Origin of the sequence: Dactylococcopsis salina PCC 8305 (assembly GCF_000317615.1) — a bacterium.
GTDB classification, from domain to species: domain Bacteria; phylum Cyanobacteriota; class Cyanobacteriia; order Cyanobacteriales; family Rubidibacteraceae; genus Halothece; species Halothece salina.
In genome coordinates, this window is record NC_019780.1 from 572,582 (window position 1) to 588,944 (window position 16,363).

The 16,363-nt window shown below is 42.4% G+C and carries 16 protein-coding genes and 1 pseudogene; 9 read left to right on the forward strand and 8 right to left on the reverse strand.

Going from position 1 to position 16,363, the window contains the following annotated elements:
• Nucleotides 1-5: 5 nt before the first annotated feature.
• The gene (gene ltrA, locus DACSA_RS02935) at nucleotides 6-1,364 is read right to left on the reverse strand and encodes a group II intron reverse transcriptase/maturase (protein ID WP_232225261.1); all 1,359 of its coding nucleotides are present in this window, start codon (nucleotides 1,362-1,364) and stop codon (nucleotides 6-8) included.
• 50 nt (nucleotides 1,365-1,414) lie between these two features.
• Nucleotides 1,415-2,365, reverse strand: a pseudogene (locus DACSA_RS02940) (reverse transcriptase N-terminal domain-containing protein); the annotation flags it as partial.
• Nucleotides 2,366-2,975: 610 nt separating this feature from the next.
• Here DACSA_RS02940 and DACSA_RS02945 point away from each other — a divergent pair.
• Nucleotides 2,976-3,323 (forward strand): hypothetical protein, encoded by a 348-nt coding sequence (locus tag DACSA_RS02945; RefSeq protein ID WP_015228351.1) that lies wholly within the window; start codon nucleotides 2,976-2,978, stop codon nucleotides 3,321-3,323.
• On the opposite strand, the gene DACSA_RS02950 is transcribed toward DACSA_RS02945, so the two are convergent.
• Nucleotides 3,320-4,048 carry a WecB/TagA/CpsF family glycosyltransferase gene (locus DACSA_RS02950; RefSeq protein ID WP_015228352.1) on the reverse strand — a complete coding sequence of 243 codons (729 nt, stop codon included), beginning with the start codon at nucleotides 4,046-4,048 and terminating at the stop codon, nucleotides 3,320-3,322. The genes DACSA_RS02945 and DACSA_RS02950 overlap by 4 nt on opposite strands.
• A 29-nt stretch (nucleotides 4,049-4,077) precedes the next feature.
• Complete coding sequence (locus DACSA_RS02955) at nucleotides 4,078-4,386, reverse strand: DUF3593 domain-containing protein (RefSeq protein ID WP_015228353.1); 309 nt, start codon at nucleotides 4,384-4,386, stop codon at nucleotides 4,078-4,080.
• A 130-nt stretch (nucleotides 4,387-4,516) separates the two neighbouring features.
• Between DACSA_RS02955 and DACSA_RS02960 the strand changes: the two genes are divergently transcribed.
• Nucleotides 4,517-4,666, forward strand: coding sequence for a chlorophyll a/b-binding protein (locus DACSA_RS02960; RefSeq protein WP_015228354.1), 150 nt, complete (start codon nucleotides 4,517-4,519; stop codon nucleotides 4,664-4,666).
• 516 nt (nucleotides 4,667-5,182) lie between these two features.
• Here DACSA_RS02960 and DACSA_RS02965 read toward each other — a convergent pair.
• Entirely contained in the window at nucleotides 5,183-6,373 is a 1,191-nt protein-coding gene (locus tag DACSA_RS02965) for a class I SAM-dependent methyltransferase (RefSeq protein ID WP_041235279.1), read from the reverse strand.
• A 492-nt stretch (nucleotides 6,374-6,865) separates the two neighbouring features.
• Here DACSA_RS02965 and pcrA point away from each other — a divergent pair, with 492 nt between their 5' ends.
• The 4 genes from pcrA (at nucleotide 6,866) to apcB (ending at nucleotide 11,659) form a co-directional block, all read left to right on the forward strand.
• On the forward strand, nucleotides 6,866-9,208 hold the full coding sequence (pcrA, locus tag DACSA_RS02970; RefSeq protein WP_015228356.1) for a DNA helicase PcrA: 2,343 nt from the start codon (nucleotides 6,866-6,868) through the stop codon (nucleotides 9,206-9,208).
• 108 nt (nucleotides 9,209-9,316) lie between these two features.
• The gene (locus DACSA_RS02975) at nucleotides 9,317-10,339 is read left to right on the forward strand and encodes a DMT family transporter (RefSeq protein WP_015228357.1); all 1,023 of its coding nucleotides are present in this window, start codon (nucleotides 9,317-9,319) and stop codon (nucleotides 10,337-10,339) included.
• A 22-nt stretch (nucleotides 10,340-10,361) separates the two neighbouring features.
• Nucleotides 10,362-10,877 (forward strand): hypothetical protein, encoded by a 516-nt coding sequence (locus tag DACSA_RS02980; protein WP_015228358.1) that lies wholly within the window; start codon nucleotides 10,362-10,364, stop codon nucleotides 10,875-10,877.
• Nucleotides 10,878-11,149: 272 nt separating this feature from the next.
• Complete coding sequence (apcB, locus tag DACSA_RS02985) at nucleotides 11,150-11,659, forward strand: allophycocyanin subunit beta (protein WP_015228359.1); 510 nt, start codon at nucleotides 11,150-11,152, stop codon at nucleotides 11,657-11,659.
• 65 nt (nucleotides 11,660-11,724) lie between these two features.
• On the opposite strand, the gene fabG is transcribed toward apcB, so the two are convergent.
• Nucleotides 11,725-12,423, reverse strand: coding sequence for a 3-oxoacyl-ACP reductase FabG (gene fabG / locus DACSA_RS02990; RefSeq protein ID WP_015228360.1), 699 nt, complete (start codon nucleotides 12,421-12,423; stop codon nucleotides 11,725-11,727).
• 124 nt (nucleotides 12,424-12,547) lie between these two features.
• Between fabG and DACSA_RS02995 the strand changes: the two genes are divergently transcribed.
• Both DACSA_RS02995 and DACSA_RS03000 read left to right on the forward strand, forming a co-directional pair.
• Nucleotides 12,548-13,654 (forward strand): ABC transporter ATP-binding protein, encoded by a 1,107-nt coding sequence (locus DACSA_RS02995; protein WP_015228361.1) that lies wholly within the window; start codon nucleotides 12,548-12,550, stop codon nucleotides 13,652-13,654.
• A gap of 12 nt (nucleotides 13,655-13,666) precedes the next feature.
• On the forward strand, nucleotides 13,667-14,113 hold the full coding sequence (locus DACSA_RS03000; protein WP_015228362.1) for a molybdenum cofactor biosynthesis protein MoaE: 447 nt from the start codon (nucleotides 13,667-13,669) through the stop codon (nucleotides 14,111-14,113).
• Here DACSA_RS03000 and DACSA_RS18750 read toward each other — a convergent pair.
• Both DACSA_RS18750 and DACSA_RS03005 read right to left on the reverse strand, forming a co-directional pair.
• Nucleotides 14,061-14,318, reverse strand: coding sequence for a hypothetical protein (locus tag DACSA_RS18750; RefSeq protein ID WP_071880279.1), 258 nt, complete (start codon nucleotides 14,316-14,318; stop codon nucleotides 14,061-14,063). The genes DACSA_RS03000 and DACSA_RS18750 overlap by 53 nt on opposite strands.
• Before the next feature lie 75 nt (nucleotides 14,319-14,393).
• Nucleotides 14,394-14,741: a VOC family protein gene (locus tag DACSA_RS03005; RefSeq protein WP_015228363.1), complete on the reverse strand. Its 348-nt coding sequence runs from the start codon at nucleotides 14,739-14,741 to the stop codon at nucleotides 14,394-14,396.
• A gap of 140 nt (nucleotides 14,742-14,881) precedes the next feature.
• On the opposite strand from DACSA_RS03005, the gene DACSA_RS03010 reads away from it, so the two are divergent.
• On the forward strand, nucleotides 14,882-16,054 hold the full coding sequence (locus tag DACSA_RS03010) for an RNA-guided endonuclease InsQ/TnpB family protein (RefSeq protein WP_015228364.1): 1,173 nt from the start codon (nucleotides 14,882-14,884) through the stop codon (nucleotides 16,052-16,054).
• The last annotated feature ends 309 nt before the right edge of the window (nucleotides 16,055-16,363 follow it).

The following is a 16,363-nucleotide window of genomic DNA, read 5'->3' on the forward strand; positions in this document are numbered from 1 at the left end:
ACGGCTCAAGCCTTACTTCCAGCCTTCGTCTTGGTTTTTGAACTGTGTACCTGCTTATGACACGCTTTGTGTAAGTGGACTAGATTCTCAGCGTCGTCTGAGCCACCGTCTTTCGCAGGTACTATATGGTGAGTCTCGATTTCTTCTCCGTTATAAAGGCTATCACCACAGACAGGACATTTATGCTCTTGCATCTTGGCTACTTGCTCGTATTTAGAACCTTTTGCCCATTTTTGTTTTCCTATCTTGAGGCTTCGATTTTGCCAGTAATCCCGAAGTGAGGGGTCATCAGGGCTTGCTGTCCCTTTGACCTTCACGTGCCTTACTATGGGTGTACTACCAATGTCATAGAGGATAAAGAGTGTATCCTTATTTCCACGACCAGTCCCTTTACACATGAAAGTCCAATGATTCCCTTTGTATGAACCGAAATATCTATCTCGTACCCACATTTTGGACTTTAGGGGGTGTCGCCGACAGCACCATTTCCAGAGGTATTGCCACACTCGATGTGAGATGTAACTAAAGGTTTCTTTGCTAACCACCCCTCTGTAGTAGTTAGCAAAACCTCGGAGAAGTGGATTTAGGACTTTAATGACTTCTTCCTGAGTACAGGCTTTCATTTTGCTTAGAGTTTCCCCAATCTTTTTACAGAAGGCAAGTACCTTCTTTTTCTGGGGCTTAATCAATAGTTTGCCACCGTAGTGACGTAAGTTGAACCCAAGAAAGTCAAAACCTTCTTCCATTGGGACGATTCTCGTCTTCTCCGAGCTTATTTCCAGACCTCGTTCTAACATCCACTGCTTTATCTGGTCAAGTATGTGTTCTAGGCTTTCCTTATCCTTAGAAGTAACCACGAAGTCATCCGCATATCGAATAACTCCGAGCTTCGGATTGACTGACTTAATAAAATCCTCCAACCCGTGTAACCCAATGTTTGCTAGTAGAGGGCTAATCACTCCACCTTGTGGTGTTCCCATGTCGGTCGGATTCAGTACACCCTTATCGAGATAACCAGTTTTTAACCATCCTTCAATTAAATCCCCACGTGGAACAGACTCAATTGCTATCAGGATGGATTCATGGGCAATGTTGTCGAAGAATCCTTTAATATCAGCGTCTAGAACCCAAGTGTCACGTCCTCCTTGAACTCTCGTAAAACATTGAGCTATGGCATCGTGACAACTCCGACCGCATCTAAACCCATAAGAATTAGGCTCAAATACAGCTTCCCATTGGGGTTCCAGTATATTCTTAACCATTGCTTGTGCGACTCTATCCCGCACGGTAGGGATTCCGAGGGGACGTTTCTTCCCGTTGGGTTTGGGTAGGTAAACTCGTCGTGTCGAGTTAGCTTTGGGCATTTCCCAACTGTTCACAAGTTTCACTCGCTCGTTTGGGGTATTTATTACCTCCTTTCAATCAGCATTTTAGCTTGTTGGATGATGGATTTTTCCTTGTGGAGAACAACAAAATCATCTGCATACCTTACGATGGATATACTCCGACGGTTTACCGACTTTCCTCTCCCTTTCCAGGTTTCAGCCCATTGTTTAATGTACTCCTCAAGTCCATGCAGGGCGATGTTTGCCAATAGAGGACTTATCACCCCTCCTTGTGGTGTTCCCTCATTTGTTGGAAACCAATCGCCTCTATCCAAGACCCCCGATTTCAACCAAGCTCGAATCTGTCGAGCCATAGTCGGGGTTGTATTTAATTTTTCTAAGAGAACACTGTGGTTTATACGGTCGAAGCATTTGGAAATATCAGCGTCTAAAACCCATTTATCTTTTAGACTTATGGATTTGAAAATTGCTTTTTCCGCATCATGGCAAGAACGTCCTGGTCTGAATCCGTACGAATTCGGCTCGAATTTTGCTTCCCATTCTGGCTCCAAAGCCAATTTGAGAAGTGCCTGTCTCGCACGGTCTTCCATTACTGGAATGCCCAGACCCCGCTTTTCTGCGCGACCTGGTTTTGGAATCCAGACCCGTCTTAAGGATTTACCCTTCCCTGTAAGGGTTAGGCTTTCAGCAAGGCTCAACCGTTGTTTAGGACTTAGGCTTTTTATACCATCTATCCCTGCGGTATTTTTTCCCTTGTTATCCTGCGAAATGCGCCGTACTGCTAAGAGCTTGGCACACCAAGACCGTAACAATAATCTTTGAAGTTTGTGAACTTTAGCCACGTCACCACTTTGAGAAGCTCGATAAATCCGTTTTTGGAGCTTAAATACTCTTAATTCCACCTCTCGCCAGTCAATCTGACTCCACTCTGTTTCTGCCATGAGATTCAACCCAAAGCCTAACCAGAGCATTAAGAAGGTTTTTGTCCGAGCATCACATTTATACTTCATTGAGTTCATAACTTTACCCTACTTCACTTATTATCTTCGTAATCTAAAGTGGCTACGTCTGCTTATCCTCCTTGTTAAAGAAGGCTTTTGCTTCTTAGCCAATCCTGCCCTCGTCCTACCTGACAAATGAGCCAGAGATTGCATCCCGACAGACTACTTGAGAAATCGACCTTCCCCAAGAGTATGAACGAAGGTTATTTCGTTTCTGATTTCCATTCATTGAGACTTTAGCCCCCTACTATCCTCCGAGTAAATCTATAGGTGTGATATAAGCTACTTGATACTTATATCATTTTACTCTGGTCTTATTTCGACCCTTGCGACAGCCTTTACGCAAGTTCCTAATTACGAAGGTTCAAGCATAGGTTTGTTGACTAGACATAGCCTCTTGCTAGGGATTTACCAGTTTAGGCTTCCAGCAGTGACCCCATTTAACCCTGCTTCATCCTCCAATCTCCCGTTATACCCGAAGGGTTAACGGGAGTCGTTGAAAATCTGTTAGTCTTGGCGTGATCAAACGCTTTCCAAGATAGCAGTCTTCTCCTCTTGAAGCGAAATCAAATTGGTTCGATAATATGATGGGTGAAGACGCTTAACCTGATTACTCTCTTTTAAAACCATGGCTCGATACACTTGCAGATTTTCTGTTGCGATCCCTTTAGAGCACCTTGAATCATCTCTTATGGAGGTTTTAGAATCCTGTCATCTAGAAATGATCTATGACACTGGAGAGTACCTCATGGCGCGAGAAGTACCGAACCGCGCTCCTTTTCCGAAGCTGGTGACAGCAGAAGTTTTGATCGATCGCACCACCGCGACTGCTGAGGAAGTTCGCATGAATTTAGTGATGAAAAATGAAGAACTCCCGTTACAAACCAACAACCACTGTCGCCAAATGTTTGATCTAATGCAAGAGGCTTTAGTCGCATATTCCCAGTGGCAATTATTAAATAAAGTCGCTGGTTAGCCTCGATTTCTGGTAATAAGAGAAGCCCAAGCGAATTGGGGTAAAACGAGCATCCGTCGCCAGCGCGAAGGCTCTTGATAGAGGCGATATAACCATTCTAAATTGTGTTCACAGAACCAAGTCGGCGCTCGTTGTTTTGCTCCTCCCCAAATATCAAAAGCGCCGCCAACTCCAATCCAAATCGCTTGTGGACAAAGATGACGGTTTTTAGCAATCCAAAGCTCCTGACGAGGTACACCTAACCCGACTAAAATTAAACGGGGTTGCTGTTCACTTAGTTGTTGACAGAGTTGCGTTTGTTCTTCTGGGGAGAGGTATCCATGTTGAGTGGTGATAGACAAATTGGGATACTGATCACGCCACTGTTGAGCGGCGGCTTCAGCGCGGTTGGGAACTCCCCCATAGAAAAAAATTTCCCTCTCTGTCTTCTTCTCAGCGATACTTTTGATCAAATACCCCGCCAGTTCAATTCCTGGACAACGCTCCTGTTGTTTTCCCTGTAGGCGTAAGGATAACACGACTCCTGCTCCGTCGGGGATCACTAATTCGGCTTGCTCGATCGCCTTGGCTAAGTCACCGTCTTTCCTCGCTAACATCACCATTTCTGCATTGAGCGTCACCACATGAACTCCTTGACCCAGATGCCAACAAGTTCGTAACCAACGAACATAATCAGAGAGCAGATGAACTTGGATTCCCAACACAGTCGCTGTTTTGGGAGTCATTGATACGGAATTTATCTCACCAGAGAAAGTCATTTTTCTTGCTCGGAAGAAGCGGTTTCTTGGCGACGAATCGCGAGGAGAAACCCTAAAGCAACGAGAATGTTGGACAGCGTGAGAAAAGATTCTGCGCTGCCATGTAACCAATCCACATTGGCTAGGGATTCGCCATAAACCCGTTCGGCGTAAATACCAGCGGGAATTGTCACCAACACAAATAATAACAGCACATAGAACCCAATAACGGCTAAACGTGGAAATTGACCCGATCGAGTGAGAAACCAAAGAAAGCCCAGGTAGGGAAATAGGGAAGCGGCGAACAAGGTTTGTTTATCTAGCATTGACTTTTATTGATTAGATTCAAAATAGCAATACTTCTATTCCTTACAGATGATTGCTTTATTGTAAAAAATCAGTTACATTTATTTACAGAAGCTAATTGAACGAGTATTTATTCATTAAGAGGTCATCATGGAAGAAAATCGTAACGATTTCAAATTTGGTTTCAACCCTTCCGCAGAAAACTGGAACGGTCGCCTAGCAATGATCGGCTTTGTGGCTGCTTTACTCACCGAAATCCTCAGTGGACAAGGTGTACTCCATTTCTGGGGACTTCTCTAAACTAAAATCGTATTCATTTTTGGGCGGGAGTGGTAATCTACCTCCTTCCTCTCCCAAGTTAAATTTAAGCGTTTAGAAATTATAACATAAGGCTGGGTTGATTTGTCTCTCCCAGCTTTTTGTTTTTTGGATTGCTGTAACAAATTTATTTGCTAATGTCAAGTCTTTCCTTTTGGGGTTAAGTTTAGCTTAACAAAAATCAATGTGAATAGATTGCTTTGTCAAGGGGAGTGATTCTCGAAAATATCACGAGTTTCCGCTATCTGAGTCGGCAATTTCTATTTTTGGCACTAATACCCATTATTTAGAAATACTCTATCACGAAAAATGTTGACGCGCAAGTCCACCCACCCCAAAAATCCTGATTTCGTTCTTTGTTACTGTTTGTAATATAAGTAATTGTAATTATTTAACGTAAGAAGTTGAGAAAAGTTAATTTTATCGCGGTGAATTGGTGTTCCCTGAAACAGGTAAGAGGTGAGGTTGGGTTGATTGTTTTTCCACCTCACCTCAGTCTTATTTGGGATTAGGAATGAGGGTAATTAATTTTTGTTGATGCAACGATCGAGCGTCTTCGAGGGTGGCTGTAGTTTGTTTGATCATCTCTGCTAATGAAAGCTGTTTTTCAACATTTTGGTCGATCGCTTGTAAGAGTTTAAATGAATTTTCAGACAAAGTAACTAATTCATAATCAGGGTTAAATAAAGTTTGACTTTCCCAACCTTCTAAACAGGGATGACGTTCTGGAATTGCGTTTAAAAAGTCTGTATCTTTTGACCAATTAAATTGAGGAAGCGGCGGTTTAGCGAGGAAAAATTCGTAGTGAGTGACTTCAGGATCAAGTAATTCGATAAGTCGATATCGATCGCGCGGCGAAAGTTGATTTGTCTTTGCTAAGATTTCTGGAGCATTTCCTAACAGCCGTTCAATTTGCCAAAACTTGGGATTAGAAAAGCCGACAAACTCTAATCCTGACGCTGTAACTAAATCAAATAAAGTATTGATATTGTAGTCAATTTCTTGAGGATGAACATACATATCAGCAAAGCAAGCATCTCGTTGATTATCAAGCGCCCAACGCTCTTTTTCTCGTTTAACGATGCGATTCTCTTGAGGAAGCGTTTCAAACAGTTTCCGACCAATTTTGACCCCTTCTTGATAGTTTTCTGGTTGGAGAAGGGAGATCGCATTCTGCATTAAACGCACTTCCCACCGTCCTAACTCCCCATAAACAAAAATGTGCATAATCCCACCAGGAGTGAGTTTTTCTGCGAGGGCTTTAATTCCCGCCGTTGGATCAGGAAGATGGTGTAACACACCGACACAGTTAATCATCTGAAACTGACCATCTAATTGGTGTGCGTTTTCTAAATTCATTTGCTGAAATTGAACACGATTTGCACCACTGCGCTGACACCTTTCTTTTGCCACCTCGATCGCGCTTTCACTGATATCAATTCCGACAACTGATGCTTCAGGATTGAGATGAACTAAATATTCTGTCCCGACACCTGTTCCACAACCCGCGTCCAAAATGCGAATCTCTTGTTGTGGGGGTTTACGTCCTGTACAAAAATCATAAGCAGCAATCCAACTCCAGCGCCAATTGTAACCAGGTGGGGGTTCATCTAAGAGAGGTTCAGGGGGAAAGGGATAAGTATTGTAAAGATTTGCAACTGCGGAATGAATACTTCGATCGTCAGACATTTCTATAATTATTTTGAAACTGTAGGTTGGGTGATAACCCAACATCATCTTATCCTCATCTCCACTACATCTTGTGTTGGGTTACGTTTCCCTTCACCCAACCTACATCTTGTGTTGGGTTACGTTTCCCTTCACCCAACCTACATCTTGTGTTGGGTTACGTTTCTCTTCACCCAACCTACATCTTGTGTTGGGTTACGTTTCTCTTCACCCAACCTACAGGTGGTGTTGGGTTACGTTTCCCTTCACCCAACCTACATCTTGTGTTGGGTTACGTTTCTCTCCACCCAACCTACATCTTGTGTTGGGTTACGTTTCTCTCCACCCAACCTACTTGAGTCAAATAGTAGGTTGGGTGATAACCCAACTTTACTCATTCTTAGCCTCAAGTTTTACTTTTTTCGATTCAATCTACTCACTAGGGTAAAATATTTTTCCGCTACCATGTAAAAAACAATCACAAGCAACAAACACTCAATTACTCATTTAATTATGTCAGTGGAAACAGATTTTTTAGCCTCGCTTAATTCTTCACAACGTCAAGCTGTTCAACATTTTTGTGGTCCTTTATTGGTGGTTGCGGGTGCGGGTTCTGGAAAAACTCGCGCTCTTACTTATCGCATTGCTCATTTAATTTTAAATCATAAGGTTAATCCTGAAAATATTTTAGCGGTAACTTTTACTAATAAAGCGGCGAAGGAGATGAAGGAGCGTATTGAGCTTATTTTTTCTCGACGGTTAGCGCAAGAAAAACACGGACAACGGTTAGAATTACTTTCTGAATATGAACAAACTAAACTTCGATCGAGCGCTTATAGAAGTATAATAAAATATCTTTGGATTGGAACGTTTCACAGTCTTTTTGCGCGAATTTTACGTTATGATATCAATAAATACCAAGACAAAAAAGGCTACGAATGGACAAAAAGTTTCACAATATATGATGAATCTGATGCCCAAAGTTTAGTTAAAAAAATTGCTACTAAAGAACTGAATATTGATGATAAAAAGTTCAATCCTCGTTCTCTTCGATACAGCATTAGTAATGCCAAAAATCAAGGACTTTACCCAGAAGATGTCCTCACCCAACAGCCTACCTATCGGGGAAGAGTCATCTCAGAAGTTTATCAAGAATATCAAGCGCAGCTGGCGGCTAATAATGCTCTAGATTTTGATGATCTGATTCTGATTCCGACGCGATTATTTGCTCAAAATGAATCGGTTTTAGGGTATTGGCATCAACAGTTTAAACATATTTTAGTGGATGAATATCAAGATACGAATCGCATCCAATACCAATTAATTAATCTTCTTGCGACTAATGGCGAAACGAATCGAAAAAACTTAAATTGGGAGAATCGATCGATTTTTGTGGTGGGAGATGCGGATCAATCTATTTATTCTTTTCGCATGGCTGACTTTACCATTCTTCTTGATTTTCAAGAAGATTTTGGGGATGGTTTACCCGATGATGATACGCGAACAATGGTTAAATTAGAGGAGAATTATCGATCGCGCGAAAACATCTTAGAAGTGGCAAATACATTAATCGAAAATAACACCGAACGCATTGACAAAATTCTGAAACCGACGCGAGGTTATGGGGAAGAAATCTATTGCTACAAAGCGGATAATGAAATTGAAGAAGCCAAATTTATTCATAACCAAATTCTAAAATTAACGCAAGAAAATCCCGAACTTGGGTGGGGAAGTTTTGCGATTTTATATCGAACGAATGCTCAATCTCGTGTCATTGAAGAAGCACTCCTTTCTGATATTCCTTATCATGTTGTTGGCGGATTAAAGTTTTACGATCGAAAAGAGATTAAAGACGCACTCGCCTATTTACGATTACTAAATAATCCCAACGATACGGTTAGTTTACTGCGAATTATCAACACACCTCGGCGAGGAATCGGACAAAAAACTCTCGATCAATTGATTACCGCATCTCAAGAATTAAATGTTCCTCTCTGGGAGATCATAAGCGATGAAACTTCAGTTAATACTTTAGCTGGACGCGCAACAAAAGCCGTTAATGAATTTGCCCAAATCATCAAAAAATACCAAGCAAGTTTAGAAACCTTACCAGGCGCTGAAATTTTAGATGGAATTTTAGATGAATCAAACTATCGGGAAGACTTGAAAAATCAAGGAACAGATGAAGCAGAAAATCGACTGGAAAACTTGAAAGAGTTAGACAGCGCCATGATGCAATTTGCAGAGGAAAATGAGGATTCGAGTTTAGAAGGTTTCTTGGCAAATGCGGCTTTAGCGTCTGATTTAGATAACTTAAATGAGGAAGAGGAAAAAGTCTCTTTAATGACCTTACATTCTGCGAAAGGGTTAGAATTTCCTGTGGTGTTTTTAGTGGGATTGGAACAAGGTTTATTTCCGAATCATCGCACCTTAAATGATCCGACTGCGTTAGAAGAAGAACGACGATTATGTTATGTGGGGATTACTCGCGCCCAAGAACAATTATTCTTATGTTATGCTCAAGAACGTCGTTTATGGGGATCACGAGAACCAGCGATTCCTTCACAATTTATCGCAGAATTGCCCAAAGATTTGATTAATTTTAGTTCTCCTCCTCTCCAACCTCGTCGTCAGAAAAAAACGACAAGTAAGAATAATAAAGAAACGAAGAAAACATCAGATCAATCCTCTCGCAATTGGGAAGTGGGCGATCGAGTGTTTCATAAGACATTCGGGGAAGGAAATGTCACCCATGTTCTCGGAAGTGGGAACAAAACCAACCTCGCGGTAGAGTTTCCAGGTTTAGGGCGTAAAATTCTCGATCCCAGAATTGCGCCATTACAACCCCTTTCCTAGGTGGCGATGACGGTAGAGACATCTGATCCCACGTCTCTACATTGCGGTTCAGGTAAGATTTCGTAATAAAACTATACAATAGTTTAAATAGTTTTTAATGATGACGAAATGGAACTGAAAGTCAAGCAACCTCAACAGTTATTGTTTCCTCTTGCTTTAATTGCACCTTTTTTCCTCTGGGGAACCGCCATGGTCGCCATGAAGGGCGTAATCCCAAATACAACGCCGCTATTCTTAGGAGGGATGCGGATTCTTCCTGCAGGAATTTTGGTGTTAATTTTCGGTATAATTCTAAAGCGTCCCCAACCAAAAGGATGGTTAGCGTGGGGATGGTTAAGTTTGTTTGCGCTGGTAGATGGGGCTTTATTTCAAGGGTTTCTCGCCGAGGGATTAGTGCGAACTGGCGCGGGAATTGGTTCGGTAATGATTGATACTCAGCCGTTGACAGTGGCACTGTTATCTAGTATTTTGTTTAGCGATCGCGTGCGAAAAATCGGCTGGTTGGGATTAGGGTTTGGTGTGTTGGGAGTGAGTTTAATTGGTTTACCAGAACAGTGGATTTTGCAAGGATTACAAGGCAATTTTACGGGTTTAGAATTTGAGATTTCTCGTTTGTTTGATAGTGGTGAATGGTTGATGCTATTGGCTTCTTTATCAATGGCAACGGGAACAATTTTAATTCGTTATGTTTGCCGTCATGTTGATTCAGTTATGGCGACGGGATGGCATTTGATTTTAGGGGGAATTCCTTTGTTTTTCTTATCAGGAAGTCTGGAAACCCAACAATGGCAAAATATCAGTTTTGACGGGTGGCTGGCGATTAGTTATGCGACTATTTTTGGCAGCGCGATCGCTTATGGAATTTTCTTTTATTTGGCTTCAACTCGCAATTTAACGAGCTTTTCTTCTCTGACGTTTCTAACGCCAGTTTTTGCTTTATTGTTTGGTAATTTATTATTAGCGGAAACCTTGAGTCCTTTACAATGGGTGGGAGTGAGTTTAACTTTAGTCAGTATTTATTTAATTAATCAACGGGAAAAACTCTCTCACGTATTACAAAATTTGCAAACTCAGAAAAAGTTAAATTTTGAGCAATTGAAAGGAGAGAAAACTAGAAAAAGCGAAGGATAGAGAATAATTAAGAATCAGGTTGATGAGTGAGAAACAAGAAGACTTTAAGCAAGCGTATTACAAAGGGAAATTGGCGTTAGAACGAGGGCGCTATCGAATTAGTATTGAACAGTTGGAAATGGCAAAAAAACTGAGTAATCCTTATTCTAAAATGGGGGGAGAAGTACGCATTTGGTTAGTGAGTGCTTATCAAGCTGCCAATCAAATGCAAAGCGCGATCGAGTTGTGTCAAGATTTAATTAAACATCCTTCTTCCGATATCCGTAAACAAAGCGAACGCATCCTCTACATCCTCAAAGCACCCGCCTTAAAACGTCCAGAAGAATGGCTAACTAAAATCCCCGATTTATCGCAACTTTCGGAAGAAGAGGAAACAAAAACTCGTTATCGTCCTGTGGGGAGTAGTAAACCTCGCCAACGGAAAAAACTCGAACCAAAACCGATCGATCCCAGTGAAATTAATACAAAGGATAATCAATTTGTTTGGGTCGCCCTAATAGCGATTGTAATCCTGTTCATTGTATTTCTAGCAAGATGATTTGAGTGGTTATATAAGGTTTAGGTGATTGCTTATAATTGGTGTTGGGTTTCGCTTCGCTTCACTAGGGCCTACTTTTTACTAACCAAACATTAAGTTTTGTAACCAAGTTACTAAGGAAATGTCGCAAGAAAAGGGAAGATAGGGACAGATCGACGATACAATAATCACCGACTCGATGCTTGTTTTACTGAAAAGAACAATGGGTCAAACAATAAACTTACTTTTTTCACACAACAATAAAATCAGTTACTTTGGGAGGAATATATAAAATGCAAGATGCAGTAACCACGTTAATTAAAAACTATGATGTTACAGGTCGCTATTTAGACCGTGATGCAATGGATGAACTTGAATCCTATTTTGCATCGGGACAGGCGCGAATTCAAGCGGCGACGATTATTAATGGTAATGCGGCTTCCATTGTCAAGGAAGCTGGTCGTCAACTCTTTGATGAACAACCAGAATTAATCCGTCCCAGTGGGAATGCTTACACCACTCGTCGTTATTCCGCTTGTTTAAGAGATATGGATTATTATCTCCGTTATGCAACCTACGCAATTGTTGCGGGAGATACTTATGTTCTCGATGAACGAGTGTTACAAGGATTACGGGAAACTTATAATTCTTTGGGTGTTCCCATTGCGCCAACGGTGCGAGGAATTGAGATTATGAAGGAGATGGTGAAACAGATGGTAGAAGAAGCTGGGGTGACAGATACCTCTTTCCTTGATCAGCCGTTTGATCACATGAATCGTGAGTTAAGTGAGAAAGATATTTAAAAAACCTGTAGAGACGTTCCATGGAACGTCTTTACTACATTAATAGGTTTAGGATTAAACCCCACCTAAAGTTGTCCGTAAACGGGAAGGGTCGCACCGCGAACATCTTTCGCCGCTTCTGAAGCTAAATAACAGATACCAGCCGCGAGTGATTCGGGTTTAATCCATTGATCGGCTTGATCACTTCCCATTGCTTCTCGGTTAGTAGGAGTGTCGATGATGCTGGGAAGAACACAGTTAGCGGTGATGTTATCGTAGTCTTTTACCTCCTCCGCGATCGCCTGCGTTAAGGCAACAACTCCCGCTTTTGAGGCACAATAAGAGGCAAGTCCGCCCATGGGTTGCACAGCGCCTTTTGAACCAACGGTGACAATGCGCCCATAACCAGAGTTGATCATCGAACGTAAGCTGTGTTTACAGACGAGGAAGGTTGTGTCTAGGTTTAGCTGAAAGTCTTTTTTCCAGTCTTCATAACTGTAATCAATCAGTTGTCCCATTGAAAAACCGCCGACGAGATGAATTAAAACGTCAACTCGTCCCATGTCTTCTACCAGTTGCGCGATCGCGCTTTCTTTGCTTAAATCAACGCTAACAAAGCGGATACTCTCAAACTCACTGGGAGATAATTGTTGCTTGAGACGTTCTATTGATGCTTCGTTGCGATAGGGAATGGTAACTTTTGCCCCCTGTCTAACCACAGCAGGAGTAACCCCTAAACCTAAACCACCAGCGCCACCAGTGAGAAGAACTTGTTTACCTTCCATATTAAACTAATTCCTTGTTTGTCCTTCCCTCAACTTAGCAAAATTGCTGTTGGATAGATATTATTGCCATCTCACGTCATTTTCTACAGTAAAATTGAGAGACGAATCATCTTTATGGTCCTCCATGAAACAAGACCCAATTTTAAAATTACAAAAAATCAGTAAGAAATATTCTCGTCAAGGGATTCCTGCTGTGAAGGAAGTGAGTTTGAGTTTACCTCAAGGACACTTACTCAGTCTCTTGGGACCTTCTGGGTGTGGGAAAACGACTTTGTTACGTCTCATTGCAGGATTTGAGCAACCCTTACAGGGAGAGATTACCATTGCAGGAACGGTGGTGGCAAATACGGGTTTTTATCTTCCTCCAGAGAAACGGGATGTGGGGATGGTGTTTCAAGATTATGCGTTGTTTCCTCATCTCAATGTGGGAAAAAATATCGCCTTTGGTTTGAAGCAAAATCGCAGTCTCAGTGGGACGGAAATTAAAAAGCAAGTACAAGCGGCTTTAGATTTAGTGGGATTAGATGGGTTGGAGAATCGCTATCCTCACGAGTTATCGGGTGGTCAACAACAACGGGTTGCTTTAGCTAGGGCTTTAGCCCCTCGTCCGAATTTAGTGCTATTAGATGAACCGTTGAGTAATTTAGATGTACAAGTGCGGCTACGGTTGCGAACTGAGTTACGAGATATTCTGAAAGCGGCGGGGATTGCGGCGGTGTTTGTGACTCACGACCAAGAGGAAGCGCTTTCAATTTCTGATTCGGTGGCGGTGATGCAACAAGGCTCGATCGAACAACATGAGACACCAGAACAGGTTTATCTCAGTCCAGCGTCCCGTTTTGTGGCAGAGTTTGTCACTCAGGGTAATTTTTTACCCGCTTCTCGCAACGGTAAGGGGTGGGAAACGGAAATCGGAACGTTTGCGTTAGATGCGTCTCAAGTCTCGGATGCGGTGGGGGGAGACAGTGGCGAGTTGATGATTCGTCAGGAGGATATGAGTTTAACCCCTGATGAGAGTTCTGAGATTGTGATCCTCGATCGAGAATTTTTAGGACGAGAACACCGTTATCGGTTGCAATTACCTTCGGGAATGCAGTTAAAGGTTCGCACGCATCAAACGCCTCCTTTAGTCCCAAAAACAGCAGTGAAGCTGACGATCGAGGAAGGAATGTTACAGTTATTTTCCAGTGGTTCTACGCTGAACCGTGAACGATTAACAGCGATTCATTAATGATTCGGGATGATGGAGAACCAAGATAGTTTTAAGATTGTTTTTGCGCCCTTGATTCTAGAAGAAGTGTATCAGTTAGCAGATGATGGGGCAAACGGCGCGATCGTGCTGATGAGTGGGACGGTACGGGAACAAACAGCAGGAAAACCAGTGGCTTTTTTAGAATATCAGGCTTATGAACCGATGGCGATCAAGCTGTTTCAACAAATCGCCCAAAACCTTCGTCAGCAATGGTCATCGGTGAATCGGGTAGTGATTCATCATCGCATTGGACGGTTAAAAATTGGCGAAATTAGCGTGTTAGTGGCGGTGGGATGTCCCCATCGTCGAGAAGCGTTTGAGGCTTGTCAGTATGCGATCGATACCCTTAAACACAACGCCCCCATCTGGAAGAAAGAAGCGAGTATTAATCCTGACGGCTCGATCGAAGCCAACTGGGTGGATTGTCCTCGCTGTTAAGGTGACCAGTGATCAGTGACCAGTGACCAGTGACCAGTGACCAGTGACCAGTGATCAGTGACCAGTGATCAGTGACCAGTGACCAGTGACCAGTGACCAGTGACCAGTGACCAGTGACCAGTGACCAGTGATCAGTGACCAGTGACCAGTGACCAGTGACCAGTGAACAAATAACAAATAACGAATAACGGTCTTCACCGACCAATGGACTTTTTCAGCAAACCCTACTTACTGATTAAGTTTGAGAACTACTGGTAACTGGTAACTGCTTAACTGGTCACTAATTGGTATTGGGCTGTAATAAGCTCACTAAATGCCCGTCTGGAGTGCGTATGGCAGCGACTTTCCCAAAGGAAGGCTCACGAATCCGCCCCTCTAAATTTGCTCCCAATGCTTCTAAGGATTTAACACTTTCTAACACATCTTCCACATGAAAACTCAAAATCGGTGAACTCCCCGCATTTGCGCCTTCTGCGGCATGAAGCGCGATCGTTGTTCCCCCAGCGTCTAATTCTGCCCAAGCAGGGCTATTTTTTTTCACGGGTAAACCCAAGCCTTCGGAATAAAATTTGACAGAAGCGTTCACGTCGTTAACCATTAACATGACGTGCTTAAAGGTTGCACTCATTACTTTTCTCCATTGTTTTCACTATTCACCCTAATCTTGGCAGGATGCCCCAACTAATCCTTCGGATTTAGTTGTGGGAGGAATGCCAAGGGACTTATTTCTATGCTAATATACTCAATTATGGTGAAAATTTCCTAACGATGGAACAGACTCTAACCATTGTAGTAAAGCTAGAAGTAGAACCTGAGCAGGCAACTCAGCTTGAAGAAACTGCTCAGACTTTTGCTGATGCTTGCTCTTGGATTAATGAGAACATAAACCATCGTTTAACCAATCGCAATTCAATTCAGGCTGTCTGCTATAACGATGTTAAAGAAAAGTTTGGATTAAAGGCTAACCATATTGTTCGTGCTTGCGCCAGAGTCGCTTCTAACCGAAAGACTGCCAAACATAAAGGTCGGAAGGTTAAAGGCTTCCAACCTACCTCCTTCGATTGTGACGGTAGGACTTTCTCTTTTCGGGAAAAAGATTGGACAATTAGTGTCTCAACTCTTGGTAAGAGATTAAGACTACCGTTAAGAGCCAGCAATTATCATAAGGGTAAATTGACTGGTCGTAAGCCAACTTCAGCTCAAATCTGTAAACATAAAGATGGTCAATGGTATTGCCATATTCAAGTCACCATTGATTATGCCGAACCCCAAAAAACTGACAAAGTTATCGGTGTTGATTTTGGGAGACGGGAAATAGCTAGAACATCCACCAATCAAGGATGGGACGGGAAAGAAGTTCAACAAAAAAGAGATAAGTTTTCTAGAGTAAGATCATCTCTTCAGAAAAAAGCGCGTAAAGGCACAAGATCATCTAGACGTAGATGTCGAGAGGTCTTGAAACGGTTATCAGGACGCGAAAAGAGATATCAAAAGTGGGTTAACCACAACATAAGTAAAGCTATCATCAAAGGAGCAAAAGAGACTAACTCCGCAGTGGCAATCGAAGACCTGACTGGGATTCGTGAACGAACGAATGAAAAACCAAGAAATAAAACAGAAAGAAGAAGGTCTAATTCTTGGGCTTTCTATCAGTTAAGAACGTTTCTAGAGTATAAAGGGATTAAGGAAGGAGTAAAAGTAATTGCTATTCCTCCTGCCTATACCAGCCAAACTTGCCATTGTTGTAACCACATTGGACTAAGAACCAATAAAAGTTTTAAGTGTTCTAATTCTGATTGCCGTTGGGAAGGAGATGCAGATGATAATGCTTCTGAAATGATAGCTAAATGGGGGCGATCAATTGTAATGCGTCCTGGAGGCTCGGAGATTCTATCTTGTAGGATTTCCAGGGCTACTGAAAGCCCCATCCACATTGCCTGAGCAATTGGGTGGGGAAGTTTACATCGTAAACAATTTACTCAGGACTTACGCAGTTGAATGAATTTTGCCCCCTACCCTCCAACTTTGGGGGGAATGAACTCATAAAGTCCCCCAGACTTGGGGGATTTAGGGGGCAAGTGCGTAATATTAGGTTCGGGTAATTGCTTATAATTGGTGTTGAGTTTCGCGTACAGACGTTCCATGGCGTGGAGACGTTCCATGGAACGTCTCTACCCCCACCTACATGGTTGTCCTTTGTCTTTCGTCCTTCGTCCTTCGTCCTTTGTTTTCCAATGACCAATGACCAAT

What these genes read in the sequence shown, in the direction of transcription:
- apcB (WP_015228359.1), top strand. Translation starts at nt 11,150, where the DNA reads ATGCAAGATGCAGTAACCACGTTAATTAAAAACTATGATGTTACAGGT.
- fabG (WP_015228360.1), bottom strand. Translation starts at nt 12,423, where the DNA reads ATGGAAGGTAAACAAGTTCTTCTCACTGGTGGCGCTGGTGGTTTAGGT.
- DACSA_RS03010 (WP_015228364.1), top strand. Translation starts at nt 14,882, where the DNA reads ATGGAACAGACTCTAACCATTGTAGTAAAGCTAGAAGTAGAACCTGAG.
- DACSA_RS02980 (WP_015228358.1), top strand. Translation starts at nt 10,362, where the DNA reads ATGAGTGAGAAACAAGAAGACTTTAAGCAAGCGTATTACAAAGGGAAA.
- DACSA_RS02965 (WP_041235279.1), bottom strand. Translation starts at nt 6,373, where the DNA reads ATGTCTGACGATCGAAGTATTCATTCCGCAGTTGCAAATCTTTACAAT.
- DACSA_RS03000 (WP_015228362.1), top strand. Translation starts at nt 13,667, where the DNA reads ATGGAGAACCAAGATAGTTTTAAGATTGTTTTTGCGCCCTTGATTCTA.
- DACSA_RS02960 (WP_015228354.1), top strand. Translation starts at nt 4,517, where the DNA reads ATGGAAGAAAATCGTAACGATTTCAAATTTGGTTTCAACCCTTCCGCA.
- DACSA_RS03005 (WP_015228363.1), bottom strand. Translation starts at nt 14,741, where the DNA reads ATGAGTGCAACCTTTAAGCACGTCATGTTAATGGTTAACGACGTGAAC.
- pcrA (WP_015228356.1), top strand. Translation starts at nt 6,866, where the DNA reads ATGTCAGTGGAAACAGATTTTTTAGCCTCGCTTAATTCTTCACAACGT.
- DACSA_RS02995 (WP_015228361.1), top strand. Translation starts at nt 12,548, where the DNA reads ATGAAACAAGACCCAATTTTAAAATTACAAAAAATCAGTAAGAAATAT.
- ltrA (WP_232225261.1), bottom strand. Translation starts at nt 1,364, where the DNA reads ATGCCCAAAGCTAACTCGACACGACGAGTTTACCTACCCAAACCCAAC.
- DACSA_RS02955 (WP_015228353.1), bottom strand. Translation starts at nt 4,386, where the DNA reads ATGCTAGATAAACAAACCTTGTTCGCCGCTTCCCTATTTCCCTACCTG.
- DACSA_RS02945 (WP_015228351.1), top strand. Translation starts at nt 2,976, where the DNA reads ATGGCTCGATACACTTGCAGATTTTCTGTTGCGATCCCTTTAGAGCAC.
- DACSA_RS02950 (WP_015228352.1), bottom strand. Translation starts at nt 4,048, where the DNA reads ATGACTCCCAAAACAGCGACTGTGTTGGGAATCCAAGTTCATCTGCTC.
- DACSA_RS02975 (WP_015228357.1), top strand. Translation starts at nt 9,317, where the DNA reads ATGGAACTGAAAGTCAAGCAACCTCAACAGTTATTGTTTCCTCTTGCT.